This window comes from Enterobacter sp. S-33 (assembly GCF_028735835.1).
GTDB lineage: Bacteria > Pseudomonadota > Gammaproteobacteria > Enterobacterales > Enterobacteriaceae > Enterobacter > Enterobacter vonholyi.
On sequence record NZ_CP117838.1, the window covers coordinates 4,521,222 to 4,542,323 of the forward strand.

A 21,102-nucleotide genomic window follows, 5' to 3' on the forward strand; every position below is an offset into this window, starting at 1 on the left:
TCCTCAACGGAGGGCCGGCAGCGCGGCCCGTCACCTTTACACGCGTTCAACGCCAATCAGAACGGCGGTTTCCGGATCCAGAATCGGCAGCGCAATGCCCGCCTGCATCAGCCACTCGCCGCTCGCCGTTTGCGGTGTTTCCATCCATGCCGGCAGCTTGCGCATGGTATGGCCTCCTTCACCGGTAATGTGAATATCAGGGTGATCGAGCAGCGAAATACGATACTGCGCGCTGGGCTCAAGCCCCGGCATGCGCAGCGGCATCATCAACGTGTAGTCCGGCATGGCGAGCTGGCTGACGATAAACAGCCCCTGCGTTTTATCTTCGCTCACAATACCCTGTGCCAGCGTAGTGGCATCAGGCATATCCACGCGCCATTGTGTGCCCTGATGAATAACCTCGCGCCACTGCCTGTACAGCGCGGCGTAACGGCGATAGCCTTCGCGCTCCTTCTCATCGACGGTGAGGGGATCAAGTTCCAGCCCCATATGGCCAAACAGCGCCGTTAGACCGCGAAATTCAATGCTGTGCTGGCGGAAGGTGGCGTGACATTTATGATGACCGATATGCGCCCCCATCACCTCCGGCGGAAAGAAATAGCTCATGCCGCGCTGGATGGTGTTGCGCTCCAGCGCATCGTTGTTGTCCGAGGCCCAGAAGCGGTGGCAGCGCGTCAGCACCTCATAGTCAATTCGCCCCCCGCCGGATGAGCAGGATTCAAATTCGATGTGCGGAAAACGTTCACCCAGCACGTCCAGCAGGCGATAAAACTGGCGGGTTTGCGCGTCAGCAGCGGCCTTCCCGTCGTGACCCGGCTGTACCAGCTCACGGTTCATGTCCCACTTCACGTAGTCGACTTCATGTTCACCCAGAAGCCAGCTCATGCGTTCCACAAGATAATCAAATGCTTCCGGGATACTCAGATTGAGCACCAGCTGGTGCCGCCCCGTGTGTTGTTTGTAGCCCGGCAGCGCCAGCACCCAGTCAGGGTGCGTGCGGTACAGATCGGAATCCGGGTTGATCATCTCCGGCTCAACCCAGATGCCAAACTCCATACCGAGCCGTTTGACGTGGTCGATCACCGGCGTCAGGCCGTTCGGGTATTTTTTCTCATCCAGATACCAGTCGCCCAGAGCGGCATGGTCGTCATTACGGCCTTTGAACCAGCCGTCGTCAATGATGAAGCGCTCCACGCCCAGGGCGGCAGCCTCGTCGGCCATGCGCATGATGTAGTCCGGATCGTGGTTGAAGTAGATCCCTTCCCAGGTATTGAGGTGCACCGGGCGCGGTTTGTTTTCCGGGAAGCGGATAACGTTGTTGCGCAGGTAGCGATGAAACGGCTGGCTCATGCCGTTCAGGCCATGCATGGAATAGCTGGCATACAGGCGCGGCGTCCAGAGCGTATCGCCCTCCTCAACCGCCATTTCGCCCGGCAGGTAGAGGGCTTCAGCCTGCAGATAGCGGCGGCCGTCGGTTTTGGCTTCCGCACGCAGGCGGTGGTTGCCGCTCCAGCCCAGATGCACGCCCCAGACGTCGCCGTGCATTTCGCTGAACGACGGCGTCCCGGCAATCAGCGCCGGGAAGTGTTCATGGGAGGTTTTACCCCGGCGGTTTTCAATCACAAAGCTGTCGTGTTCAAGCGTCACGCGATGCGGCTGAAATTCCCGGATCCAGCGACCGTGGAAGGCCATCACCTCCTGAGCGCGTTCGGCCACCGGCAGCGTGACGGCGAAACGGTCCACCTGCCACGCCTGCGCTTTCAGGTTCGTTAAACCGTGACGAACCACCAGCACGCCGCTGGCATCCAGCGCCAGCTCGCTGGTCAGACGCAGGCCCGCATGTTCATCTTCCGCCGTCACCGTCAGGGTTTGTCCTGACTGCTGTACGTCTGTGGTGGTGAACATGGGTGAACCGTCCAGCCCCTGCCGATGCCCCTCAATGCCGGGAGCACCAAACAGACCGTGCCCCAGCTCGGCCATCAGCGTGACCGGGGAGTCGACGTCAAGCCTGCCGTTGGCAACAGGGCGCGCGATCATAGCAACATCCTGTGGCGAAAAGTGCTGAAGGTGCGGCCCCCAGTAGAGAATTTCGGCGAACGGGTACGTTTTGATCACCACATCTACCGTGTTGCTTTCAAGTCGTAAAACGGAATCTTGCATCAGACATCTCCTGTCATCGGGATGACCTGAGTGTTGATCCGAAACGTTTCGGATACAAACCAAAACGTTTCGGTTTTGTGATCGGGTTTAGAAAATGGAGAGATTCAGGCCGTTTGGCCGGGAGAAAATTCGGGCTGCCAGAGCACCTGAAGCCGTTCAATATCGTCGCCGTTAATCAGCTGACGCACCATATCGGCAATCTGTTTCCCGACGCCCTGGCGGGTGGACTGGATCACTGCCGCCACGTCGGCATCGACGATACTGTCCTGCGGGAGCCCGTCATAAACAACCAGCGCAACGGCGCTCTCGCCGGTCAGACGGCCCAGCTCTGCCAGCGCCATCGCCGCGCCGTCACCGTGAGTGTTGCAGTCGGTAATGATGGCCGTGGGCGGCTGCGACAGCGAGAGAAGCTCTTTCGTGGTGGCATAACCCACGCGGCGCGAAGGGGGCATGGCGCGCAGCCATTCGCTGGAAAGCCCGGCTTCCCGCAACGCGTCCAGATAGCCCTGACGACGCTGGGTGATGAATGCCTGATTGTTGCTTTCGCCCAGTAGGGCAATGCGCTGATGGCCTTTCCCGATTAGCCAGCGTGTAGCATTGTACGTACCGGCATAGTTGTCGAAGTCGAACCACGCGTACGGCTGCGGTAGCTGGCTGCGACCAAGCGCCAGAAAGGGAAATCCGGCGGCCTGCAGCTGCTCAAGTCGCGGATCGCGATCCAACGTGTGGGCCACAATCAGCGCATCCACGCGGCGGCTTTGCACCATGCGCATATAGCTGTGCTTATCCGCCAGATCGTCGTCGGCGATAAGCAATAAGTCGATCTCATGTCGCGCCAGTTCGTGGCTAATTTCGCCGACCATGTCCATAAATACGCTGTTATTGAGCGGAACAGGATGGACCGGGAACACCAGCCCAACGGCATCAATTTTGCCCATCTTCAGGCGGCGGGCGAAAGTGTTAGGCCGATAGCCGCGTCGCTGGGCTTCCGCTTCTACGCGAGCGCGCGTCTCGGCGGAGACGTCGTCATATCCGTTGAGGGCGCGGCTGACGGTGGTGACTGACAGCCCCAGTTCTTTGGCAATGGCTTTAAGCGACATGAGTTTCCGTATCTCTGTTAGTTTTGTTCCGCCACCAGCAGCGCGTAAGTGTCTGGCTCCAGGGCCTTGAAGATGTGCGGCTGGTCGGCGGGATAACAAATGTAATCCCCTGCGCCGAGCTCTTCCGCCGCGTCGAGCAGGCCGACCAGCGCCCGGCCCTGCGTCACAATAATATGTTCAACAGAGCCCGGCGGATGCGGCTGAGAAATACGATCTGCGCCCGGTTGGGTCATCAGAAGATAGACATCGCGGCGCGCGCCGGGTGGGCATGCCGCCAGTAAAATGGCTTCATAATTAGCCTGTCCGGCGACCACTTTTGTCCCTTCACCACGGCGGATCACCTGCGTGGTCGGCAACTGCGGCTCAAGCAGGCGGGCGAAAGGAATATCCAGCGCCACGCAGAGCGACCACAGCGTTTCCAGGCTAGGGTTACCGTTGCCGGACTCCAGCTGGGAAAGCGTGGATTTAGCGATCCCGGCACGGCGGGCAATTTCCGCCAGCGAAAGCCCGGTGCGCAGACGTTCCCGCACCAGACTTTTAGCGATCAGGCTGATTGGCTGCGTCATATAACGGCCTCTTGTTCTATAAAACGAACGAATCGTTCGCCTTGAAAATCAGTTTCGTTGCGTTCATTATAATGGATACACGTTCGATATGGCTAAAAATGTATGAAGCATCATCTCTCTTGTCTGAAAGGCGACACCATAAAAGCAATCATCCTGGTCTGCCTCGCGGTGGGCGTGGTGGGAATGTCCTACGGCTCGCTGGCGATGGCCTACGGTTTCCCGGTCTGGGTGCCGTTTGTGCTCTCCATCACCGTACTCGCGGGCGCGTCAGAGTTTATGTTTATCGGCATTGTAGCAAGCGGCGGTAACCCGCTGGCGGCTGCAGCCGCGGGTTTGCTGGTCAACGCGCGCCACGTGCCGTTTGGCGTGACGGTGCGTGAGCTGGTCGGTAAGCGCGGTCTGAGCCTGTTGGGCTGCCACATCATGAACGACGAAAGCGTGGTGTTTGGCCTGTCGCAAAAAACCGCCGAGCAGCGTAAAGCCGCCTACTGGCTGTGCGGTTTAGGCGTCGCCATCGTCTGGCCGCTTGGCGCGCTGCTGGGTGCCATGGTCGGCAAACTGCTGCCGGACCCGGAAACCATAGGCCTGGATGCGGTATTCCCGGCGATACTGCTGGCATTAGTGGTTCCCGCATTTAAAAACCGCACCACGCTGATACGCGCCTGCAGCGGTGCCGTTCTGTCGCTGGCCGCCGTGCCGTTTGCCCCGGTAGGTCTGCCGGTACTGCTCTCTTTACTCGGTCTTGCCGCGAGGAAAAAATAATGGAAAACATGACGTTCTTTATTCTCGGCATCGCCATTTTGTCTGCGGGAACCTATTTGATGCGTCTTGGCGGAGCGAAACTGGGCAGCAGGCTGGCATTGTCAGAGCGTTCACAGGCGCTGCTGTCAGATGCGGCAACGGTATTGCTGTTTTCCGTGGCGCTGGCGACCACGTTTTATGAAGGTGACCACTTTGCCGGCATGGCGCGCGTGCTGGGCGTGGCGTTTGCAGTGTTTTTGGCCTGGCGGAAGATGCCGTTAATTGTGGTGATCGTAGCGGCGGCAGTGGTAACCGCGCTGCTGCGCGTGGCGGGCATAAACTAAAAAAGCGCCCCGGGGGCGCTCTTTCGACGGTGTGACAGCTTATTTAGTCAGTTCAGCGGTCATGTGTACGCGGTTACCTGAGAACGCCTGGGTAATTTTGTACGATGACGCGCCGGCTTCCTGAGCCTGAGCCGCGATTTTAGCTTCTGCGCCATCAATGGTAGAGGCGGTTGCGGTTACGGTCTGTGCAGCGAAAGAACCGAAAGAAGTAGCCAGAGCGATTACAGCGACAAAAGTTTTGATGCTTTTCATGATATAAACCCTTTCATTAAGTTGTTTTGGTAAGGCACCGTGCCTTGATGAGATAAATACTAGACCTCATCATGATCAACTAAAAGCGGAAGGATTTGCTATTATCATTCAAAATTACTGATCAACTATCAATCGTTGTGGATGGGTATAAATCGTCGCCCTTCCCGGCTTGCAGAAGCCCACCAGCGTCAGGTTGCAGCGCTCCGCTACCTCTACCGCCAGCGTGGTCGCCGCCGACACCGCAAACAAAATTTCCACACCGCACATGGCGGACTTTTGCACCATCTCGTAGCTGGCCCGGCTGGAAACGAGTGCTGCCCCCTGCTTCCAGACCTCACTTTCACGTGCCCGGCGACCGAGCAGCTTGTCCAACGCCACGTGGCGGCCAACGTCCTCATGTCCCCCGGCAATATCCCCCGACGGCAACACCCATGCCGCCGCGTGCGTGCAGCCGCTCAGCTGGCCGATGGGCTGTACATCATTCAGGTGCTCAAGCGCAGGGTCGAGGTGCGCCAGATTAAAGGTCTGAGTAAACGGCAATGGCGCAACGGGTTTGCCAATATCATTGAGCTGCTCAACGCCACACACGCCACAGCCGGTACGCCCGGCCAGCGCGCGACGGCGCTCTTTCAGCCCCATAAAGCGGCGGCTGGAGAGTTCGATCTGCACTTCAAGACCGTTGCAGGCCTGCACCACGTCCATACCGTAGATCTCCTGCGGATGCTCGATGATGCCTTCCGAGAGGGAAAAACCGATGGCGAACAGCTCAAGATCTTTCGGAGACGCCATCATCACCACATGCGAGATGCCGTTGTAAACGAGCGCAACGGGTACTTCTTCCGCCAGAAAATCCGGCGTGGCATGGGTGATGTGGGGCGGTCGGTATACCGACAGTTCCACAATACCTGCAGGTAGTGGTGACGAGTGGGGAGCACGGTTTTGTTTAGACACAGCGGTATTCCTGAACAACCACGGAGGTGAGCGTGCTATTGCAGCATAAACCACAGGCTGTACGCATAGTATGGATCAACTTTTCGATAACCATTCTCCTACTCATTTAGCAGGGGTGCAACCTGCCACCGGCTACACCGCTTTAACATGCAGAGCTGTTAACGTGATCAATGTCACACTTTATAATCAACATGGTGATAATACGTTCACTTTGTATTAACGCCATTAGAACAGCGGTACCGACAATGTGGTATTCTGATGATATCCCTCGTGGAATTGAGGGATTAACGCAAATTTTTCTCCTTTGCGGTCAATTCTCAACCGCGAAGTCAAAACTACATATGTAAGCAATGTCGAAACAAGGAGTGACCCATGCAGGTCAGCAGAAGGCAGTTCTTTAAGATCTGCGCTGGCGGTATGGCAGGCACCACGGCAGCGGCACTGGGCTTTGCGCCCGGCGTAGCGCTGGCGGAAACGCGGCAGTATAAACTGCTGCGCACCCGTGAAACCCGTAATACCTGTACGTACTGCTCTGTCGGTTGCGGGCTGTTAATGTATAGCCTCGGCGACGGTGCTAAAAACGCCAAAGCGTCTATTTTCCATATCGAAGGCGACCCGGATCATCCGGTTAACCGCGGCGCATTGTGCCCCAAAGGGGCCGGTCTGGTGGACTTTATCCACTCCGAAAGCCGTCTCAAATTCCCTGAATATCGTGCGCCTGGATCCGACAAATGGCAGCAAATCAGCTGGGAAGAGGCGTTTGACCGCATCGCAAAACACATTAAAGAAGACCGCGATGCCAACTTTGTTGAGAAGAATGCCGACGGCGTCACGGTCAACCGCTGGCTCTCCACCGGGATGCTGTGTGCCTCCGCTTCAAGCAACGAAACCGGTTATTTAACCCAGAAATTTACGCGCGCACTCGGTATGCTCGCGGTCGACAACCAGGCGCGTGTCTGACACGGACCAACGGTAGCAAGTCTTGCTCCAACATTTGGTCGCGGTGCGATGACCAACCACTGGGTCGACATCAAGAACGCCAACCTCATTGTGGTGATGGGCGGTAACGCCGCTGAAGCGCACCCTGTCGGGTTCCGCTGGGCGATGGAAGCCAAAATCCACAACGGTGCGAAACTGATTGTGATCGATCCCCGCTTTACGCGTACTGCGTCAGTGGCGGATTTCTACACCCCTATTCGTTCAGGTACTGACATCACTTTCCTGTCAGGCGTATTGCTGTACCTGATGACCAACGAAAAATATAACCGCGAATACACCGAAGCCTATACCAACGCCAGCCTGATCGTGCGTGAGGATTACCACTTCGAAGATGGCCTGTTCAGCGGTTACGACGCCGAAAAACGCAAATACGACAAAACCAGCTGGAACTACGAGCTGGATGAAAAAGGCTTTGCGAAGCGCGACACCACCCTGCAGCACCCGCGCTGCGTGTGGAACCTGCTGAAAGAGCACGTTTCCCGCTACACGCCTGAGGTTGTCGAAAACATCTGCGGTACGCCGAAGGCGGACTTCCTGAAGGTGTGCGAGCTTATCGCCGAAACCAGCGCGAAGGACAAAACCGCGTCGTTCCTGTACGCCCTCGGCTGGACGCAACACTCCATCGGTGCGCAGAACATCCGTACCATGGCGATGGTTCAGCTCCTGCTCGGCAACATGGGTATGGCTGGCGGCGGCGTGAACGCCCTGCGCGGTCACTCCAACATTCAGGGTCTGACTGACCTCGGCCTGCTGTCCCAAAGCCTGCCGGGTTACATGAGCCTGCCAAGCGAGAAACAGACCGACCTGCAAACCTACCTGACGGCCAGCACGCCTAAACCGCTGCTTGAAGGCCAGGTGAACTACTGGGGCAACTATCCGAAGTTCTTCGTCTCGATGATGAAAGCGTTCTTCGGTGATAAAGCGACGGCTGAAAACAGCTGGGGCTTTGACTGGCTGCCGAAGTGGGACAAAGGTTATGACGTTCTGCAGTATTTCGAGATGATGCACCAGGGCAAAGTGAACGGCTATTTGTGCCAGGGCTTTAACCCGGTGGCCTCGTTCCCTAACAAGAACAAGGTTGTTGAGTCGCTGTCGAAACTGAAGTTCCTGGTGACGATTGACCCGCTCAATACCGAGACCTCGACCTTCTGGCAGAATCACGGCGAATCGAACGACGTCGATCCGTCGAAGATTCAGACCGAAGTGTTCCGTCTGCCATCGACCTGCTTCGCGGAAGAGAACGGCTCTATCGTCAACTCCGGACGCTGGCTGCAGTGGCACTGGAAAGGTGCGGACGCCCCGGGCATCGCCATGAACGACGGCGAGATCCTGGCCGGCATCTTCTTACGCCTGCGTAAGATGTATGCGGAAGAAGGCGGCGCGAACCCGGAACCCGTGCTGAACATGACCTGGAACTACTCGACGCCGGAAAATCCTGCGCCAGAAGAAGTGGCGATGGAGAGCAACGGTAAGGCGCTGGCGGACGTTATTGACCCGGCCACCGGCACCGTACTGGCGAAGAAAGGCGATCAGCTCAGCACCTTCGCGCACCTGCGCGATGACGGTACTACCTCCAGCGGCTGCTGGATCTTTGCCGGTAGCTGGACGCCGAAAGGCAACCAGATGGCAAACCGCGATAACGCCGACCCGTCGGGCCTTGGCAATACGCTGGGCTGGGCATGGGCGTGGCCGCTCAACCGCCGTATCCTCTATAACCGCGCATCCGCTGACCCGCAGGGTAACCCGTGGGATCCGAAGCGTCAGCTTCTGAAGTGGGACGGTGCGAAATGGGGCGGCGTGGATATTCCGGACTACAGCACTGCCGCACCGGGCAGCGACGTTGGGCCGTTTATCATGCAGCCCGAAGGGATGGGGCGTCTGTTTGCTATCGATAAGATGGCGGAAGGTCCGTTCCCGGAACACTACGAGCCGTTTGAGACGCCGCTGGGCACCAACCCGCTGCACCCGAACGTGGTCTCAAACCCGGCAGCCCGTATCTTCAAAGGCGACTTTGAAGCGCTGGGTAAAAAGGACAAGTTCCCGTACGTGGGCACCACCTACCGTCTGACCGAGCACTTCCACTACTGGACCAAGCACGCGCTGCTTAACGCGATCGCGCAGCCGGAACAGTTTGTGGAGATCGGTGAGAAGCTGGCGAACAAGCTCGGCATTGCCCATGGCGATACCGTGAAGGTCTCCTCTAACCGTGGCTACATTAAAGCCAAGGCGGTGGTGACTAAGCGTATTCGCACGCTGAACGTTCACGGTCAGCAGGTGGATACCATCGGTATTCCGATTCACTGGGGCTATGAGGGCGTGGCGAAGAAAGGGTTCATTGCGAACACCCTGACGCCGTTCGTCGGTGATGCGAACACGCAGACGCCGGAGTTTAAGGCCTTCCTCGTGAACGTGGAAAAGGTGTAACGGAGACGACTTATGGCTTATCAATCTCAAGACATTATCCGTCGTTCCGCGACTAATGGTTTCACGCCCGCGCCTCAGGCGCGGGACCACCAGCAGGAAGTGGCGAAGCTTATCGACGTGACCACCTGTATCGGCTGTAAAGCCTGTCAGGTGGCCTGCTCTGAGTGGAACGATCTGCGTGACGAAGTGGGTCACAACGTCGGGGTGTACGACAACCCGGCGGACCTGACCGCCAAGTCCTGGACGGTGATGCGTTTCTCGGAAGTTGAGCAGAACGACAAACTGGAATGGCTTATTCGCAAAGACGGCTGTATGCACTGTGCGGATCCGGGCTGCCTGAAGGCATGTCCGTCAGAAGGGGCTATCATTCAGTATGCCAACGGCATCGTCGACTTCCAGTCCGAACAGTGCATCGGCTGCGGCTACTGCATCGCGGGCTGTCCGTTCGACGTACCGCGCCTGAACCCGGAAGACAACCGCGTCTACAAATGCACCCTGTGCGTTGACCGCGTAACCGTCGGCCAGGAGCCTGCGTGCGTGAAGACCTGCCCAACCGGCGCTATCCACTTTGGCTCCAAAGAGGATATGAAAACGCTGGCGGCAGAGCGCGTGGGCGAGCTGAAAACCCGTGGTTACGACAACGCCGGCCTGTACGATCCGGCCGGGGTTGGCGGTACGCACGTGATGTACGTGCTGCACCACGCCGACAAGCCGAATCTGTATCACGGTCTGCCGGAGAACCCGGAAATCAGCGCCACCGTGAAGTTCTGGAAAGGCATCTGGAAACCGCTGGCAGCGGTCGGTTTTGCTGCCACCTTCGCAGCGAGCATCTTCCACTACGTCGGCGTCGGTCCGAACCGCGCGGAAGAGGAAGACGACAACCTGCATGAAGAGAAAGACGAGGTGCGCAAATGAGAAAACGTGACACCATCGTGCGCTACACCGCGCCGGAACGCATCAACCACTGGGTCACCGCCTTCTGCTTCATGCTGGCGGCGATAAGCGGGCTGGGGTTCTTCTTCCCGTCCTTCAACTGGCTGATGCAGATCATGGGGACACCACAGCTGGCGCGCATCCTGCACCCGTTTGTAGGCGTCATCATGTTCGCGTCGTTCATCATCATGTTTTTCCGCTACTGGCACCATAACCTAATCAATCGGGATGATATCTTTTGGGCGAAGAATATTCGTAAGATCGTCGTCAACGAGGAAGTGGGTGACACCGGGCGTTATAACTTCGGCCAGAAATGCGTATTCTGGGCGGCGATTATCTTCCTGGTCCTGTTGCTGGTGAGCGGCGTGATCATCTGGCGTCCGTATTTTGCGCCTGCTTTCTCAATCCCGGTGATCCGATTCGCGCTGATGCTGCATTCATTTGCCGCAGTGGCGTTAATTGTGGTTATCATGGTGCATATCTACGCCGCCCTTTGGGTGAAAGGCACCATTACCGCGATGGTGGAAGGCTGGGTAACCAGTACGTGGGCGAAGAAACATCACCCGCGCTGGTACCGTGAAGTCCGCCAGAAACAGGAAAAGTCATCTGAATGAGTATTCGCATAATCCCGCAAGATGAGCTGGGGTCGAGCGAGAAACGCACGGCGGATTATATTCCGCCGTTGTTATTCCCCAGACTCAAGAACCTCTACAACCGCCGCGCAGAGCGTCTGCGCGAGCTGGCAGAGAACAACCCGCTGGGCGATTTTCTGCGTTTTGCCGCGCTGGTCGCCCATGCGCAGGAAGTGGTGCTGTACGACCACCCGCTGCAAATGGATCTGACCGCGCGTATCAAAGAAGCCAACGCGCAGGGCAAGCCGCCGCTGGACATTCACGTCCTGCCGCGCGACAAGCACTGGCAAAAGCTGCTGCATTCGCTGATTGCCGAGCTGAAGCCGGAGATGAGCGGTACCGCGCTGGCGGTCATTGAGAATCTGGAAAAAGCCTCTGACCTGGAGCTGGAAGAGATGGCGAGCGCGCTGTTTGCCTCCGACTTCGCTCTGGTGAGCAGCGATAAAGCGCCGTTTATCTGGGCTGCGCTGTCGCTTTACTGGGCGCAAATGGCGAGCCTGATCCCCGGCAAAGCTCGCGCCGAATACGGCGAGGCGCGCCAGTTCTGCCCGGTCTGCGGCTCAATGCCGGTTTCCAGCATGGTGCAAATCGGCACCACTCAGGGGCTGCGCTACCTGCACTGCAACCTGTGTGAAACCGAGTGGCACGTGGTTCGCATCAAGTGCAGCAACTGCGAGCAGACCCGCGATCTGAATTACTGGTCGCTGGAAAATGAAGAAGCAGCAGTGAAAGCCGAAAGCTGCGGCGACTGTGGCACTTACCTGAAGATTCTGTATCAGGAAAAAGACCCGAAAGTCGAAGCGGTGGCCGACGATCTTGCCTCGCTGATTCTGGACGCGAAGATGGAGCAGGAGGGATTCGCCCGCAGCTCGATCAACCCGTTCCTGTTCCCGGGTGAAGGGGAATAACTCCCTGTTACAGTGCCGGGCGGCGCGTGCTTGCCCGGCCTGCAGTTCGACAGCATTACCCGCCGTCTTTCATGTCAGATGCTCTCCATTCTCGTTGAGAGACGCGTTATCGCCTTTGCGAGCCGCTTTCCAGATTGTTGCCCTCAACAATATTCTTGTTTTCTTTTGAATCAAACCAGGCTATAAAACTGTTTATCCATACAGTAAAAGGGAATTTTCATGGCGCTGGAACAGGGTATTGCACAGCTGGTTCAGGGATTTATCGCTGCAGGGCGACCCTCGTCACGTCGCCAGAGCGTTGAGGTGCGACGAGCAGGTTATATTGCCAGCACGGGGCTTGCCGGGGAGACCGAAACGCGCGTTCAGGTGGAGACGCTTGTTCTTGAGGGTCTTACCATTCGGGTATTTTCACCTCTCAATGCGCCTGAAATATTGCCTGCTGCCATTTACTATCATGGTGGATGTTTCATCAGCGGCGGCTTTGATACCCATGACAACCAGCTCCGCCAGTTAGCCTGCTACGGCAATTGCCGGGTGATCGCGATTCAGTACAGGCTGGCCCCGGAGCATATTTTCCCCGCAGCACATGACGATGCGGAAAAAGGTGCAGATCTGGTCTGGCAATATGCGGACAAACTGGGCGTGGATAAAAACCGGATCACACTTTGCGGAGACAGCGCAGGAGGCCATCTTGCGCTGGTAACGTCATTGCGGCTCAACGCGAAAGGACGATGGAAACCCGCGCAGCTCATTCTTATCTATCCCATGCTCGACGCCACCGCCAGTTTTGAAAGCTATGCCCTCAATGGCACGGATTACATTATCACCCGCGATACCCTGCTCAGCGGGTATGAAATGTACCTCGCCGACATCGACCGCCAGCATCCCGAAGCGAGCCCGCTATGGCGCGATGATTTTTACGGACTTCCGCCAGTGCACATCATTACCGCAGAGTACGATCCGCTGTGCGATGAGGGAGAAATGTTATATCAGCATTTGACTGAGCAGGGTGTGAAGTGTACCGCTCAGCGCTGGCTGGGCGTCATCCATGGCTTCTTTCAGCTTGGCGGCGTTAGCCAGTCTGCGCGAGACGTTATGCGGGATATCGCCGGGCGGATTCAGCACGCCCGGATAACGTGAACAGAAGATTACTCCTCCTCGTTCCCGCCCTCTTCATACGCGCCAAAAGGCTTCGCCGGAAGAACAATGTAGGTGCCTTCAAACACCGCGCCCGGTGTTTTATCGCCAAATAGTTCAACCTGCATTTGTACGCGAGCCTTGCGGCCGCGTGCCAGGCGATCCAGATCGCCGCCCAGCGATCCCAGATCGGCCACCGCGCTCGGTTTACCGCTGATCGGTGCGCTATAGCGGATATGAGCATCAGCAAGAATGATGGTGCCACCCAGATGGCGCTCGCGCAGCATCAGCCAGATAAGTCCCCAGCCGGTAAGCGTGGCCAGTGAGAACAGACTTCCGGCAAAGAGGGTGTGGTGGGGGTTCTGATTGCCAGTTTCCGGCATGGTGGTAATAAATTTTTGTCCGGTGTACTGCTGAATGCGCACGCCCATTTTTTCGCTGAGCGGAATGTGCTGATACCAGGCCTGCTGCAGCTGTCCGCACCAGTCGGCGCGATGCAGAATATCGTCCAGCGTGGCGATGGGTTTGATCATCAAAAAATGACGAATCGGGGTGGTTTGCGGGGTTGTGATCTCCCCCTGATTCACAAAACCGAGTTTAGCGAAGAATTCCACGGCATCTTCGCGGGCGCTACAGGTAACGCGCTTAACGCCTTCCTGACGGGCGACGGATTCCAGGGTCATCGCCATAAGCGTCCCCAGACCTTTGTCCTGCACGGAGGGATGAACCGCCATAAAGCGAATAGACGCTTCGTTATCGGCGTTGATATACAAACGCCCGACGGCCACGAGGTTGCCCTCTTCGTCCATCACCATCTGATGGTGGGCCATCGCGTCCCAGGCGTCGCGCTCAGAGCCTTTTGGCTGATGTAATGGCTTGCGTAGCATTTCCCAGCGGAACTGGTAATAGGCTTCTAACTCTTCTTCCGTTTGCGGTACTCGAAGGTGATACATAGCTGTACTCTCTCTTGTTACCCGCGGCCATGCCGTAAGTATGCTCATACCTGGAGCCAGAATGTGACGGGGCCATCGTTCACCAGCGATACCTGCATATCTGCAGCGAATCGTCCGGTTTGCGTATTCATTTCCTGCTGGCGACAACGCTCAACAAAGTACTCGTAAAGTGCTTCTGCACGATCCGGCGCGGCGCCTTTCGAGAAACTCGGGCGCATGCCGCGCTCGGTATCCGCTGCCAGCGTAAACTGGGAAACCACCAGCACGCTGCCGCCCGCCTGCTGGACGTTCAGGTTCATCTTGCCTTCCGCATCGCTGAAAATACGGTAGCCCAGTACGCGCTCACACAAGCGGTTGGCTTTTTGCTCGTCGTCATCCTTTTCGACACCTAACAACACCAAAAGTCCTGGGCCAATTTCACCCGTCACCTCTCCCTCCACGGTGACGCTGGCACGGGTTACGCGCTGTATCAATGCAATCATGGTTGGTCTGCTTCTTGTTGTTTTTCAGCTTCTGCTGCTTTTTTAAGTTCGCGGTATACACCGAGAGTGACAGTTATTTCAGCACCAAGCAAGACGATACACCAGGTCCAGTAGACCCAGACAAACAAAATGGGGATCACCGCCAGCACGCCGTAAATCAGCTGATAGGACGGAAACATGGTGATGTAGAGGGCAAACCCTTTCTTACCGAGCTCAAAAAGCAATGCCGCCACCAGCGCCCCCACGACCGCATCGCGGTTGGGCACGCGCGTGGTCGGCACCACGCTATAGAGCAGCCAGAACGAGAGCCACGACAGGATCAACGGAAAGATGCGAAGCACATTATCAATAGCGCCGTTTAAATCACTCGCCCAGCGCAGGGAGAGCAGATAAGAACTGATTGCCAGGCTCGCCCCGGCCAGCAGCGGCCCCAGCGTGAGGATCATCCAGTACACGGCAAAGGAATAGACCTTTGGCCGCGCTTTTTTACTCCGCCAGATCGTGTTTAGCGCGTTATCGATGGCGTACATCAACAGCAGCGCGGTGACGATAAGACCGCACGCCCCCACTGCCGTCATCTTGCTGGAATTGGCAACAAACTGCTCAATGTAGTTCTGGATAACATCCCCGGTTGCCGGAATGAAATTCGCGAAGACAAAATGACGAAGCTGCACGCTGACGTCCGCAAACATCGGAAAGGCGGAAAACAGGGCAAAGATAACCGCCACCAGCGGCACTAACGAGAGCAATGACACGTAGGCGAGGTTACCCGCCAGCGTGGTCATATTGTCCTCATCAATCCGGTGCCAGAGCAGTTTCAGCCAGGCCCGCAGCGGGCGAGTATGGTGCGTGGCTTTTTGATGAACGGTTTTTAGCATAGCTGCTTCGCAAAGTAGTCAGGTATCGTCTCTTTTCCGGTCACCAGAATTGACGTAATACCCAACTGGTTAGCTCCCTCTATATTATCGGCGTTGTCGTCGAAAAAGACCGCATCGGCCGCGGTGAATCCTTCTGACTGCAGAACAGCCTGATAAATTCGCGCTTCAGGCTTACGCATGCCCATCTCCTGCGAGAGATAGATTTTATCAGCCGCCGCCTTAACTTCAGGGTATTCTTCAGGCCAGAACGTGGTATGCAGGCGGTTGGTATTTGATAGCACAACGACACGATGCCCCTGCTCGCGCAGTTTGTGCATGATGTCGATCACTTCAGGCCGGATGGCGACAAATACCGCCTGCCAACCGTGGGAAAACTGTTCATAGCTTAACGAAAGCCCCATCTCCTGACAGAAACGATCAGCGAATGCTTCATCGCTAATCTCACCGCGCTCATGCTGGTGGAAGGTCTCGCCCATCGCGAAATTCTGCTTTAAGGTCGCCAGCGGCACGCGGCTAAAATCGCTCCATGCGCCCAACACGCGATTAAAATCGATATCGACGATGACGTTTCCTAAATCAAAGATATAAAGCATGTTTATCTCCTGCTCGCCGTGGAGAGGTAACTGTAGCGGGAAAGATAAAGTTTGGCTATGCATGAGATTCAGCTTAGAGGGAGCAGTATGAAGAACACAAATTTAGCCAGGAAGATGATATTGGCTTACGGGCGATAGGCAGGGATGAGTTTTATTTAAGTTCGATTTTGCGAAGATATACGTTTTAGTTCATTCTGCAAAAAATTATAGAAAAACGCTTCCGTAATATTTTTTCTCATCACCATATTCCCCCATTTTTGCCATGGCAATCCCATTTCGCGCGGCTTTGCTCGAAATCGCAACAAGTTCACTTTACTTAAATTTACATTTAGATACAAATACTCTATTTATCTTCTTTTTTATAATGATAAGTTTACATTACTTTACACATGGAGCTGCACTTTCGTGAAGATTAAAAAGGGATACGTCCTCAGTGCCGTTTTAATAGCTTTACTCTGCGCTTTCGCTATTTATTCATACAATGCCTACCGATTTAAAAAAGCCAGCAGAGATATTTTATATCAACTCTCTAGCCAACTGATTGTGAAGCAAGGGCTTGAACCAAAACTTTCAACCCACCTCGTTTTTGATACGTTATATATCGACGGAAACATATCCAAAGATGATGACAAAATCATTGTGGGGCTTATCAGAAAAAACCTTATCCCTGTCAGAACGATATCCATAAACAGTGGTGGCGGCGATGTCGAAACTGCAATAAAAATAGCAAAAGTTATTCATGATAAAGAAATTAACATTGAGGTCAGGCGATTATGCCTTTCTTCCTGTGCTAACTATCTTTTCCCAGCGGCAAAAAACAAAATCATCAACTATGGTTCCATTATTGGTTTCCATGGGTCGCCTAATTCTGATGACAATAAGTTAACAACTACGGTTAACGGAGAAATCAATACAGACACAACGATAACAGATCGCATTTTCTCAGAAATAAGAAAAACGGATAAAGCATTCTACAAAGATATAAATGTGTCATGGATGATGCCACTTTGCGGGCAAAAAGAAAATATTGGTGATCCAGACACAGGTCTGTCGACGTACAGCGAAAAGGATTTTACGCGTTTTGGCGTAAAAAACATTTCATTCACGGATGGTGAAATGGTATGGAAAAAGTCTATGGATATTATGGGTATACCTTTTGCTCACTATTGCAAGGAAAATTAATAATGCGTGAACTCAATGAAAGTGAATTAAGTAACGTCAGCGGTGCAGGAATGTGGGGTTCTATCGGTAGTGCGATTGGTGGGATGTTCGGTGGTGGTAGCGCTGGTTGTAATGGCAGCTATTCTCACACCAGCACCACTAACAAAGATGGTTCTCACTCTGAAAGCACATCCTTTAGCGGTGGTTGCTCGGTTAACGTTGGTGGTAAAAGCGGTGGTTCATCAAAAGGTAATGGTGGTTCGAAAAGTGGCGGTGGCCGCCAGGGTAATGATCACGGTAGACATTAATTCCTGAACCATTATAACTCATAGCCGCTGATATTTGGCGGCTATTTCCACCCCGCATGAGGCCAGAAATGTTTCGCAAGGAAGCTATTGAATATCAGAGTACACGGTGGGAAGGGAAAGCTGTTCTTCTGCCGGGCATCCCTTTTGCTCTTATCATATTGCTCAGCATTTTTTTTATTGCTTCCATTTCTATTTTTATTACCAAAGGTTCCTACACCCGTCGCGTCATCGTTCACGGTGAAATAACCACTTTCCCTGGCTCAGTGAATATCTCTGCATCAATGCAGGGTACAGTCGTGCAGAGTTTTGTTAATGAAGGCGATCGCGTAAAAAAAGGTGATGCTCTCTTTCTCATTCATTCGGGTGTATCGACGCAATCAGGCCTGGTTGATGAGAATAAAAAAAAGGAGATCGCGCTACAGATAAAGAGTATCAGCGTAATGATGGCAAATTTGAACTCTTCGAAAAACCGTACGCTCAACGCGCTGACGACTCAAAAAGATCATTATCAGTCCAGTTTTAATACCTCATCTGGGCTACTGGTGCAGGCTGAGCGGGAACTGCATCAGATTGAGAAGAACGTTAACGATTACCGTGGTTATCAGGAAAAAGGTCTGGTCACCAAAGACCAGATGAGTAGCCAAAACGCACTACTCTACCAACAGCAGAGCAATGTTTCTGACCTGGTCGCCAGAAAATCACAGGACCAGGTTCAGATCGATGCGCTCAATCAGCAAATCCAATCCCAGAGCGCTGATTATGACCAACAGGTTTACCAGCTTGAGCAACAAATATACGAACTGCAAAAAGAAAAGTTAAATACAGAAGCGGAAGGTAATTATGTCATCGTGGCAACAGCCGATGGCTTAATCGACTCCATCAATACGGCGCAAGGTAAGATGATCGGCGCAGGCGATGTACTGGCGCGAGTTCAGCAGAATATCCATTCTCCATGCTATCTCGAAACCTGGGTTCCGGATGAAGTTCTTCCTTATCTGGCGATTGGCCAGCGCGTTAATGTTAGTTACGACGCCTTTCCTTATGAAAAATTTGGTCAGTTCAGGGCATCAATATCAGCAATATCCAGGCTTCCGGCATCGAAGCCAGAACTCCTGTCAAAGCAGACCATCGCACATGAATTCTATGACGATAAAAAGTCCTGGTACAAAATCATGATCAAACCTGACCTACAGTCTGTGCAAGTCCATGGAAAACAACTCTCACTGAGCCAGGGAGCCAAAGCGCAGATTTCTCTTTTCCTTGAAAAGAGACATATCTATGAGTGGTTATTATCGCCATTTTACGAAATGAAAATGAGCGTAACGGACGCAGGTAATGAATAATCTTTATACACTTGAGACGCTGCTGCGCAAGTTGGATCTGAAAATATTTAAACGCATCCCAGTTGTCTTTCAAACCGAAGCGTCCGAATGTGGCCTGGCCTGTCTTTCAATGATATGCAGTTTTTATGGCAAGCAGGTGGATCTACTGCAACTCCGGCAACAATTCAATTTGTCATCACGTGGGGTCAACCTCAATGCGATAAAAGCAATTGCCAGTGAACTGGAGATGTCGTCACGCGCATTGTCCGTGGACCTTCAGGAATTACATGACGTGCGTAAGCCCTGCATATTGCATTGGGATTTTAACCATTTTGTCGTACTGATTAAGGTCGATAAGAACAGCGCGGTGATCCACGACCCTGCGTTTGGACGACGAGTGATTAGCATGCCCGAATTGTCCCAACATTTTACTGGTGTTGTGCTTGAGGTATGGCCGGGAACCACTTTCTCAGTTCAAAAGAAGCAAAACAGGTTAAAAGCGACCACGTTATTAAAGAATATCAATGGACTGATAACTTCACTGACGAAGGTATTTTTCTTATCGCTGGTGATTGAGTTGATCAGCCTGCTAATGCCAGTGGGGACACAATTAGTCACGGATAATGTGATTGCATCCGGAGATTACGGTTTACTTAATATCATCTGTCTTGGGTTGTTTATTCTGATTCTGTTACGTTTGACGGTCAGTGTCATACGCTCCTGGACCACGCTGATACTGGGAACACTCATCGACGTCCAGTGGAGTTTTAGCCTCTTTTCTCACCTTATTAAGCTACCGACCACCTATTTTGAAAGACGCAAACTGGGGGACATTCAGTCTCGCTTCCACTCGCTTGATGTTATACGGGCCACTTTTACCACAGGTTTAACTGGTAGCATTATTGATACGCTAATGCTCATGGGTTTGCTGGTAATGATGTTTTTATACAACCTGCAGCTCAGCATGATAGTGGTCTCTTTTACCGCAATATACACCTTCATTCGGTTTGCTACCTATCGATACTATCGCCAGCTATCAGAAGAAGAGTTAATCAAGGAAGCACGCCTTAACTCTTATTTTATGGAAACCCTGTACGGTATCGCGACGATTAAGATTCAGGGGATGACTGACCTGAGAATCAATAACTGGTTTAATCTTTTTTCAGATAAGGTCAATACAGGCATTCGTTTGACGCGAATGGATCTTTTCTTTGGTGGCGTCGTCTCTTTTATCGCCGCCTGCGACCAAATTGTTATCCTGTGGGTTAGCGGCAGGCTGATGATGGATAGTCATTTAACCATCGGTATGTTTATCGCATTTAACACCTTCAGGAGTCAGTTCTATGACCGAATAAATGCCCTGATCAACTTTATCATTCAGCTGAAGATCATCAACTTACACAATGAACGCGTTGCCGATATTGCGCTGCAGGAAGCATCTTCTTCAACGGCCACCAGCCCGCTGCGTTTACCACACGGAGCCTTAACGCTCGAAACTCAGGATCTGACTTACCGTTATGATAACCATGCGGACCCTATCTTCAGCAAACTGAATCTGACCATTCATGCCGGAGAGAGTATTGCTATTACGGGCGTATCGGGTTCAGGTAAAAGCACCTTGATGAAAGTGTTGTGCGGTTTATTCGAACCGTCGAACGGCTGCGTCCGAATTAATGGCATTGATATTAAGCAACTTGGTTTCGAGCATTATGCTGAACGCATTGCCTGTATCATGCAGGAAGATAAGCTGTTTTCAGGCTCAATCAAAGAGAATATCGCCGGTTTTCGGCCTGACATTGACGAGCAGTGGATGGTGCAATGCGCTATCGCAAGCCATATTCATAATGACATTTTAAAGCTACCAATGGGTTACGAGACACTGATTGGTGAACTTGGGGAAGGGTTGTCCGGCGGTCAAAAACAGCGGATTTATATTGCCCGGGCATTATACCGTAAACCGGGTATTTTATTCATGGACGAGGCGACCAGCCACCTTGATAAAACCAGTGAAAGTCAGGTCAATCAGTCTATACAGGCGATGAACATTACGAGGATTATTATCGCGCATCGCGAAACCACGATTTCATCGGCAGATCGGGTGTTCGTGATAAATGGAGCAGAGTTACCCTAATCCGTGAATTTCGCAGGAAAAAGATAGCGTTGGGACATAACTCCCCCGGCTAATGAAGAATTCTGGCGATCATCCAATAAAAAAGCCGCTGAGGGATCAGCGGCTTTTTACCGGCCGGGTGGTACAT

20 protein-coding genes are annotated in these 21,102 nt (G+C 53.7%); 11 read left to right on the forward strand and 9 right to left on the reverse strand.

What is annotated here, in order from left to right; all coding sequences use genetic code 11:
- Window positions 1-36: 36 nt before the first annotated feature.
- From PUP35_RS21510 to PUP35_RS21520, 3 genes are all read right to left on the reverse strand, one after another.
- A complete protein-coding gene (locus PUP35_RS21510; protein WP_274241356.1) occupies window positions 37-2,160 on the reverse strand; it encodes an alpha-galactosidase in 2,124 nt (707 codons plus the stop codon).
- A gap of 104 nt (window positions 2,161-2,264) precedes the next feature.
- Window positions 2,265-3,260 carry a LacI family DNA-binding transcriptional regulator gene (locus PUP35_RS21515; RefSeq protein ID WP_127732649.1) on the reverse strand — a complete coding sequence of 332 codons (996 nt, stop codon included), beginning with the start codon at window positions 3,258-3,260 and terminating at the stop codon, window positions 2,265-2,267.
- 17 nt (window positions 3,261-3,277) lie between these two features.
- Window positions 3,278-3,826, reverse strand: a complete 549-nt coding sequence (locus PUP35_RS21520) for a helix-turn-helix domain-containing protein (protein WP_023309744.1) — start codon at window positions 3,824-3,826, stop codon at window positions 3,278-3,280.
- A gap of 102 nt (window positions 3,827-3,928) precedes the next feature.
- Here PUP35_RS21520 and PUP35_RS21525 point away from each other — a divergent pair, with 102 nt between their 5' ends.
- Complete coding sequence (locus tag PUP35_RS21525; RefSeq protein ID WP_008501825.1) at window positions 3,929-4,588, forward strand: AzlC family ABC transporter permease; 660 nt, start codon at window positions 3,929-3,931, stop codon at window positions 4,586-4,588.
- Entirely contained in the window at window positions 4,588-4,911 is a 324-nt protein-coding gene (locus tag PUP35_RS21530) for an AzlD domain-containing protein (RefSeq protein ID WP_111963949.1), read from the forward strand. The genes PUP35_RS21525 and PUP35_RS21530 overlap by 1 nt, the downstream gene beginning before the upstream one ends.
- Window positions 4,912-4,950: 39 nt before the next feature.
- Here PUP35_RS21530 and PUP35_RS21535 read toward each other — a convergent pair whose 3' ends face one another.
- Both PUP35_RS21535 and fdhD read right to left on the reverse strand, forming a co-directional pair.
- Entirely contained in the window at window positions 4,951-5,163 is a 213-nt protein-coding gene (locus PUP35_RS21535) for a DUF1471 domain-containing protein (RefSeq protein ID WP_023309747.1), read from the reverse strand.
- 114 nt (window positions 5,164-5,277) lie between these two features.
- Window positions 5,278-6,114, reverse strand: coding sequence for a formate dehydrogenase accessory sulfurtransferase FdhD (gene fdhD, locus PUP35_RS21540; protein WP_274241364.1), 837 nt, complete (start codon window positions 6,112-6,114; stop codon window positions 5,278-5,280).
- Window positions 6,115-6,486: 372 nt separating this feature from the next.
- On the opposite strand from fdhD, the gene fdnG reads away from it, so the two are divergent.
- The 5 genes from fdnG (at window position 6,487) to PUP35_RS21565 (ending at window position 13,150) form a co-directional block, all read left to right on the forward strand.
- Complete coding sequence (gene fdnG / locus PUP35_RS21545) at window positions 6,487-9,537, forward strand: formate dehydrogenase-N subunit alpha (protein ID WP_164850642.1); 3,051 nt, start codon at window positions 6,487-6,489, stop codon at window positions 9,535-9,537.
- A gap of 12 nt (window positions 9,538-9,549) precedes the next feature.
- Window positions 9,550-10,452, forward strand: a complete 903-nt coding sequence (gene fdxH / locus PUP35_RS21550; protein WP_008501831.1) for a formate dehydrogenase subunit beta — start codon at window positions 9,550-9,552, stop codon at window positions 10,450-10,452.
- Window positions 10,449-11,084 (forward strand): formate dehydrogenase cytochrome b556 subunit, encoded by a 636-nt coding sequence (fdoI, locus tag PUP35_RS21555; RefSeq protein ID WP_008501832.1) that lies wholly within the window; start codon window positions 10,449-10,451, stop codon window positions 11,082-11,084. Before fdxH ends, fdoI begins: the two co-directional genes overlap by 4 nt.
- Window positions 11,081-12,010: a formate dehydrogenase accessory protein FdhE gene (gene fdhE, locus PUP35_RS21560; protein ID WP_023309751.1), complete on the forward strand. Its 930-nt coding sequence runs from the start codon at window positions 11,081-11,083 to the stop codon at window positions 12,008-12,010. Before fdoI ends, fdhE begins: the two co-directional genes overlap by 4 nt.
- A gap of 219 nt (window positions 12,011-12,229) precedes the next feature.
- Entirely contained in the window at window positions 12,230-13,150 is a 921-nt protein-coding gene (locus PUP35_RS21565) for an alpha/beta hydrolase (protein WP_115876971.1), read from the forward strand.
- An 8-nt stretch (window positions 13,151-13,158) separates the two neighbouring features.
- Here PUP35_RS21565 and fabY read toward each other — a convergent pair whose 3' ends face one another.
- Genes fabY through yihX form a run of 4 tightly spaced genes read right to left on the reverse strand, consistent with a single transcriptional unit; the run spans window position 13,159 to window position 16,053 of the window.
- Entirely contained in the window at window positions 13,159-14,100 is a 942-nt protein-coding gene (gene fabY, locus PUP35_RS21570) for a fatty acid biosynthesis protein FabY (protein ID WP_025759561.1), read from the reverse strand.
- Between the two features lie 44 nt (window positions 14,101-14,144).
- Window positions 14,145-14,582 (reverse strand): D-aminoacyl-tRNA deacylase, encoded by a 438-nt coding sequence (gene dtd / locus PUP35_RS21575; RefSeq protein ID WP_008501836.1) that lies wholly within the window; start codon window positions 14,580-14,582, stop codon window positions 14,145-14,147.
- Window positions 14,579-15,460: a virulence factor BrkB family protein gene (locus PUP35_RS21580; protein WP_115876970.1), complete on the reverse strand. Its 882-nt coding sequence runs from the start codon at window positions 15,458-15,460 to the stop codon at window positions 14,579-14,581. The genes dtd and PUP35_RS21580 overlap by 4 nt, the downstream gene beginning before the upstream one ends.
- The gene (gene yihX / locus PUP35_RS21585; protein ID WP_143345679.1) at window positions 15,454-16,053 is read right to left on the reverse strand and encodes a glucose-1-phosphatase; all 600 of its coding nucleotides are present in this window, start codon (window positions 16,051-16,053) and stop codon (window positions 15,454-15,456) included. The genes PUP35_RS21580 and yihX overlap by 7 nt, the downstream gene beginning before the upstream one ends.
- A 405-nt stretch (window positions 16,054-16,458) precedes the next feature.
- Here yihX and PUP35_RS21590 point away from each other — a divergent pair, with 405 nt between their 5' ends.
- The 4 genes from PUP35_RS21590 (at window position 16,459) to PUP35_RS21605 (ending at window position 20,975) form a co-directional block, all read left to right on the forward strand.
- Complete coding sequence (locus PUP35_RS21590) at window positions 16,459-17,235, forward strand: hypothetical protein (protein ID WP_115876968.1); 777 nt, start codon at window positions 16,459-16,461, stop codon at window positions 17,233-17,235.
- 2 nt (window positions 17,236-17,237) lie between these two features.
- On the forward strand, window positions 17,238-17,522 hold the full coding sequence (locus PUP35_RS21595) for a hypothetical protein (protein ID WP_023309759.1): 285 nt from the start codon (window positions 17,238-17,240) through the stop codon (window positions 17,520-17,522).
- A gap of 68 nt (window positions 17,523-17,590) precedes the next feature.
- Window positions 17,591-18,865, forward strand: a complete 1,275-nt coding sequence (locus PUP35_RS21600) for an HlyD family secretion protein (RefSeq protein WP_181899777.1) — start codon at window positions 17,591-17,593, stop codon at window positions 18,863-18,865.
- A complete protein-coding gene (locus PUP35_RS21605) occupies window positions 18,858-20,975 on the forward strand; it encodes a peptidase domain-containing ABC transporter (protein ID WP_024909216.1) in 2,118 nt (705 codons plus the stop codon). The genes PUP35_RS21600 and PUP35_RS21605 overlap by 8 nt, the downstream gene beginning before the upstream one ends.
- The last annotated feature ends 127 nt before the right edge of the window (window positions 20,976-21,102 follow it).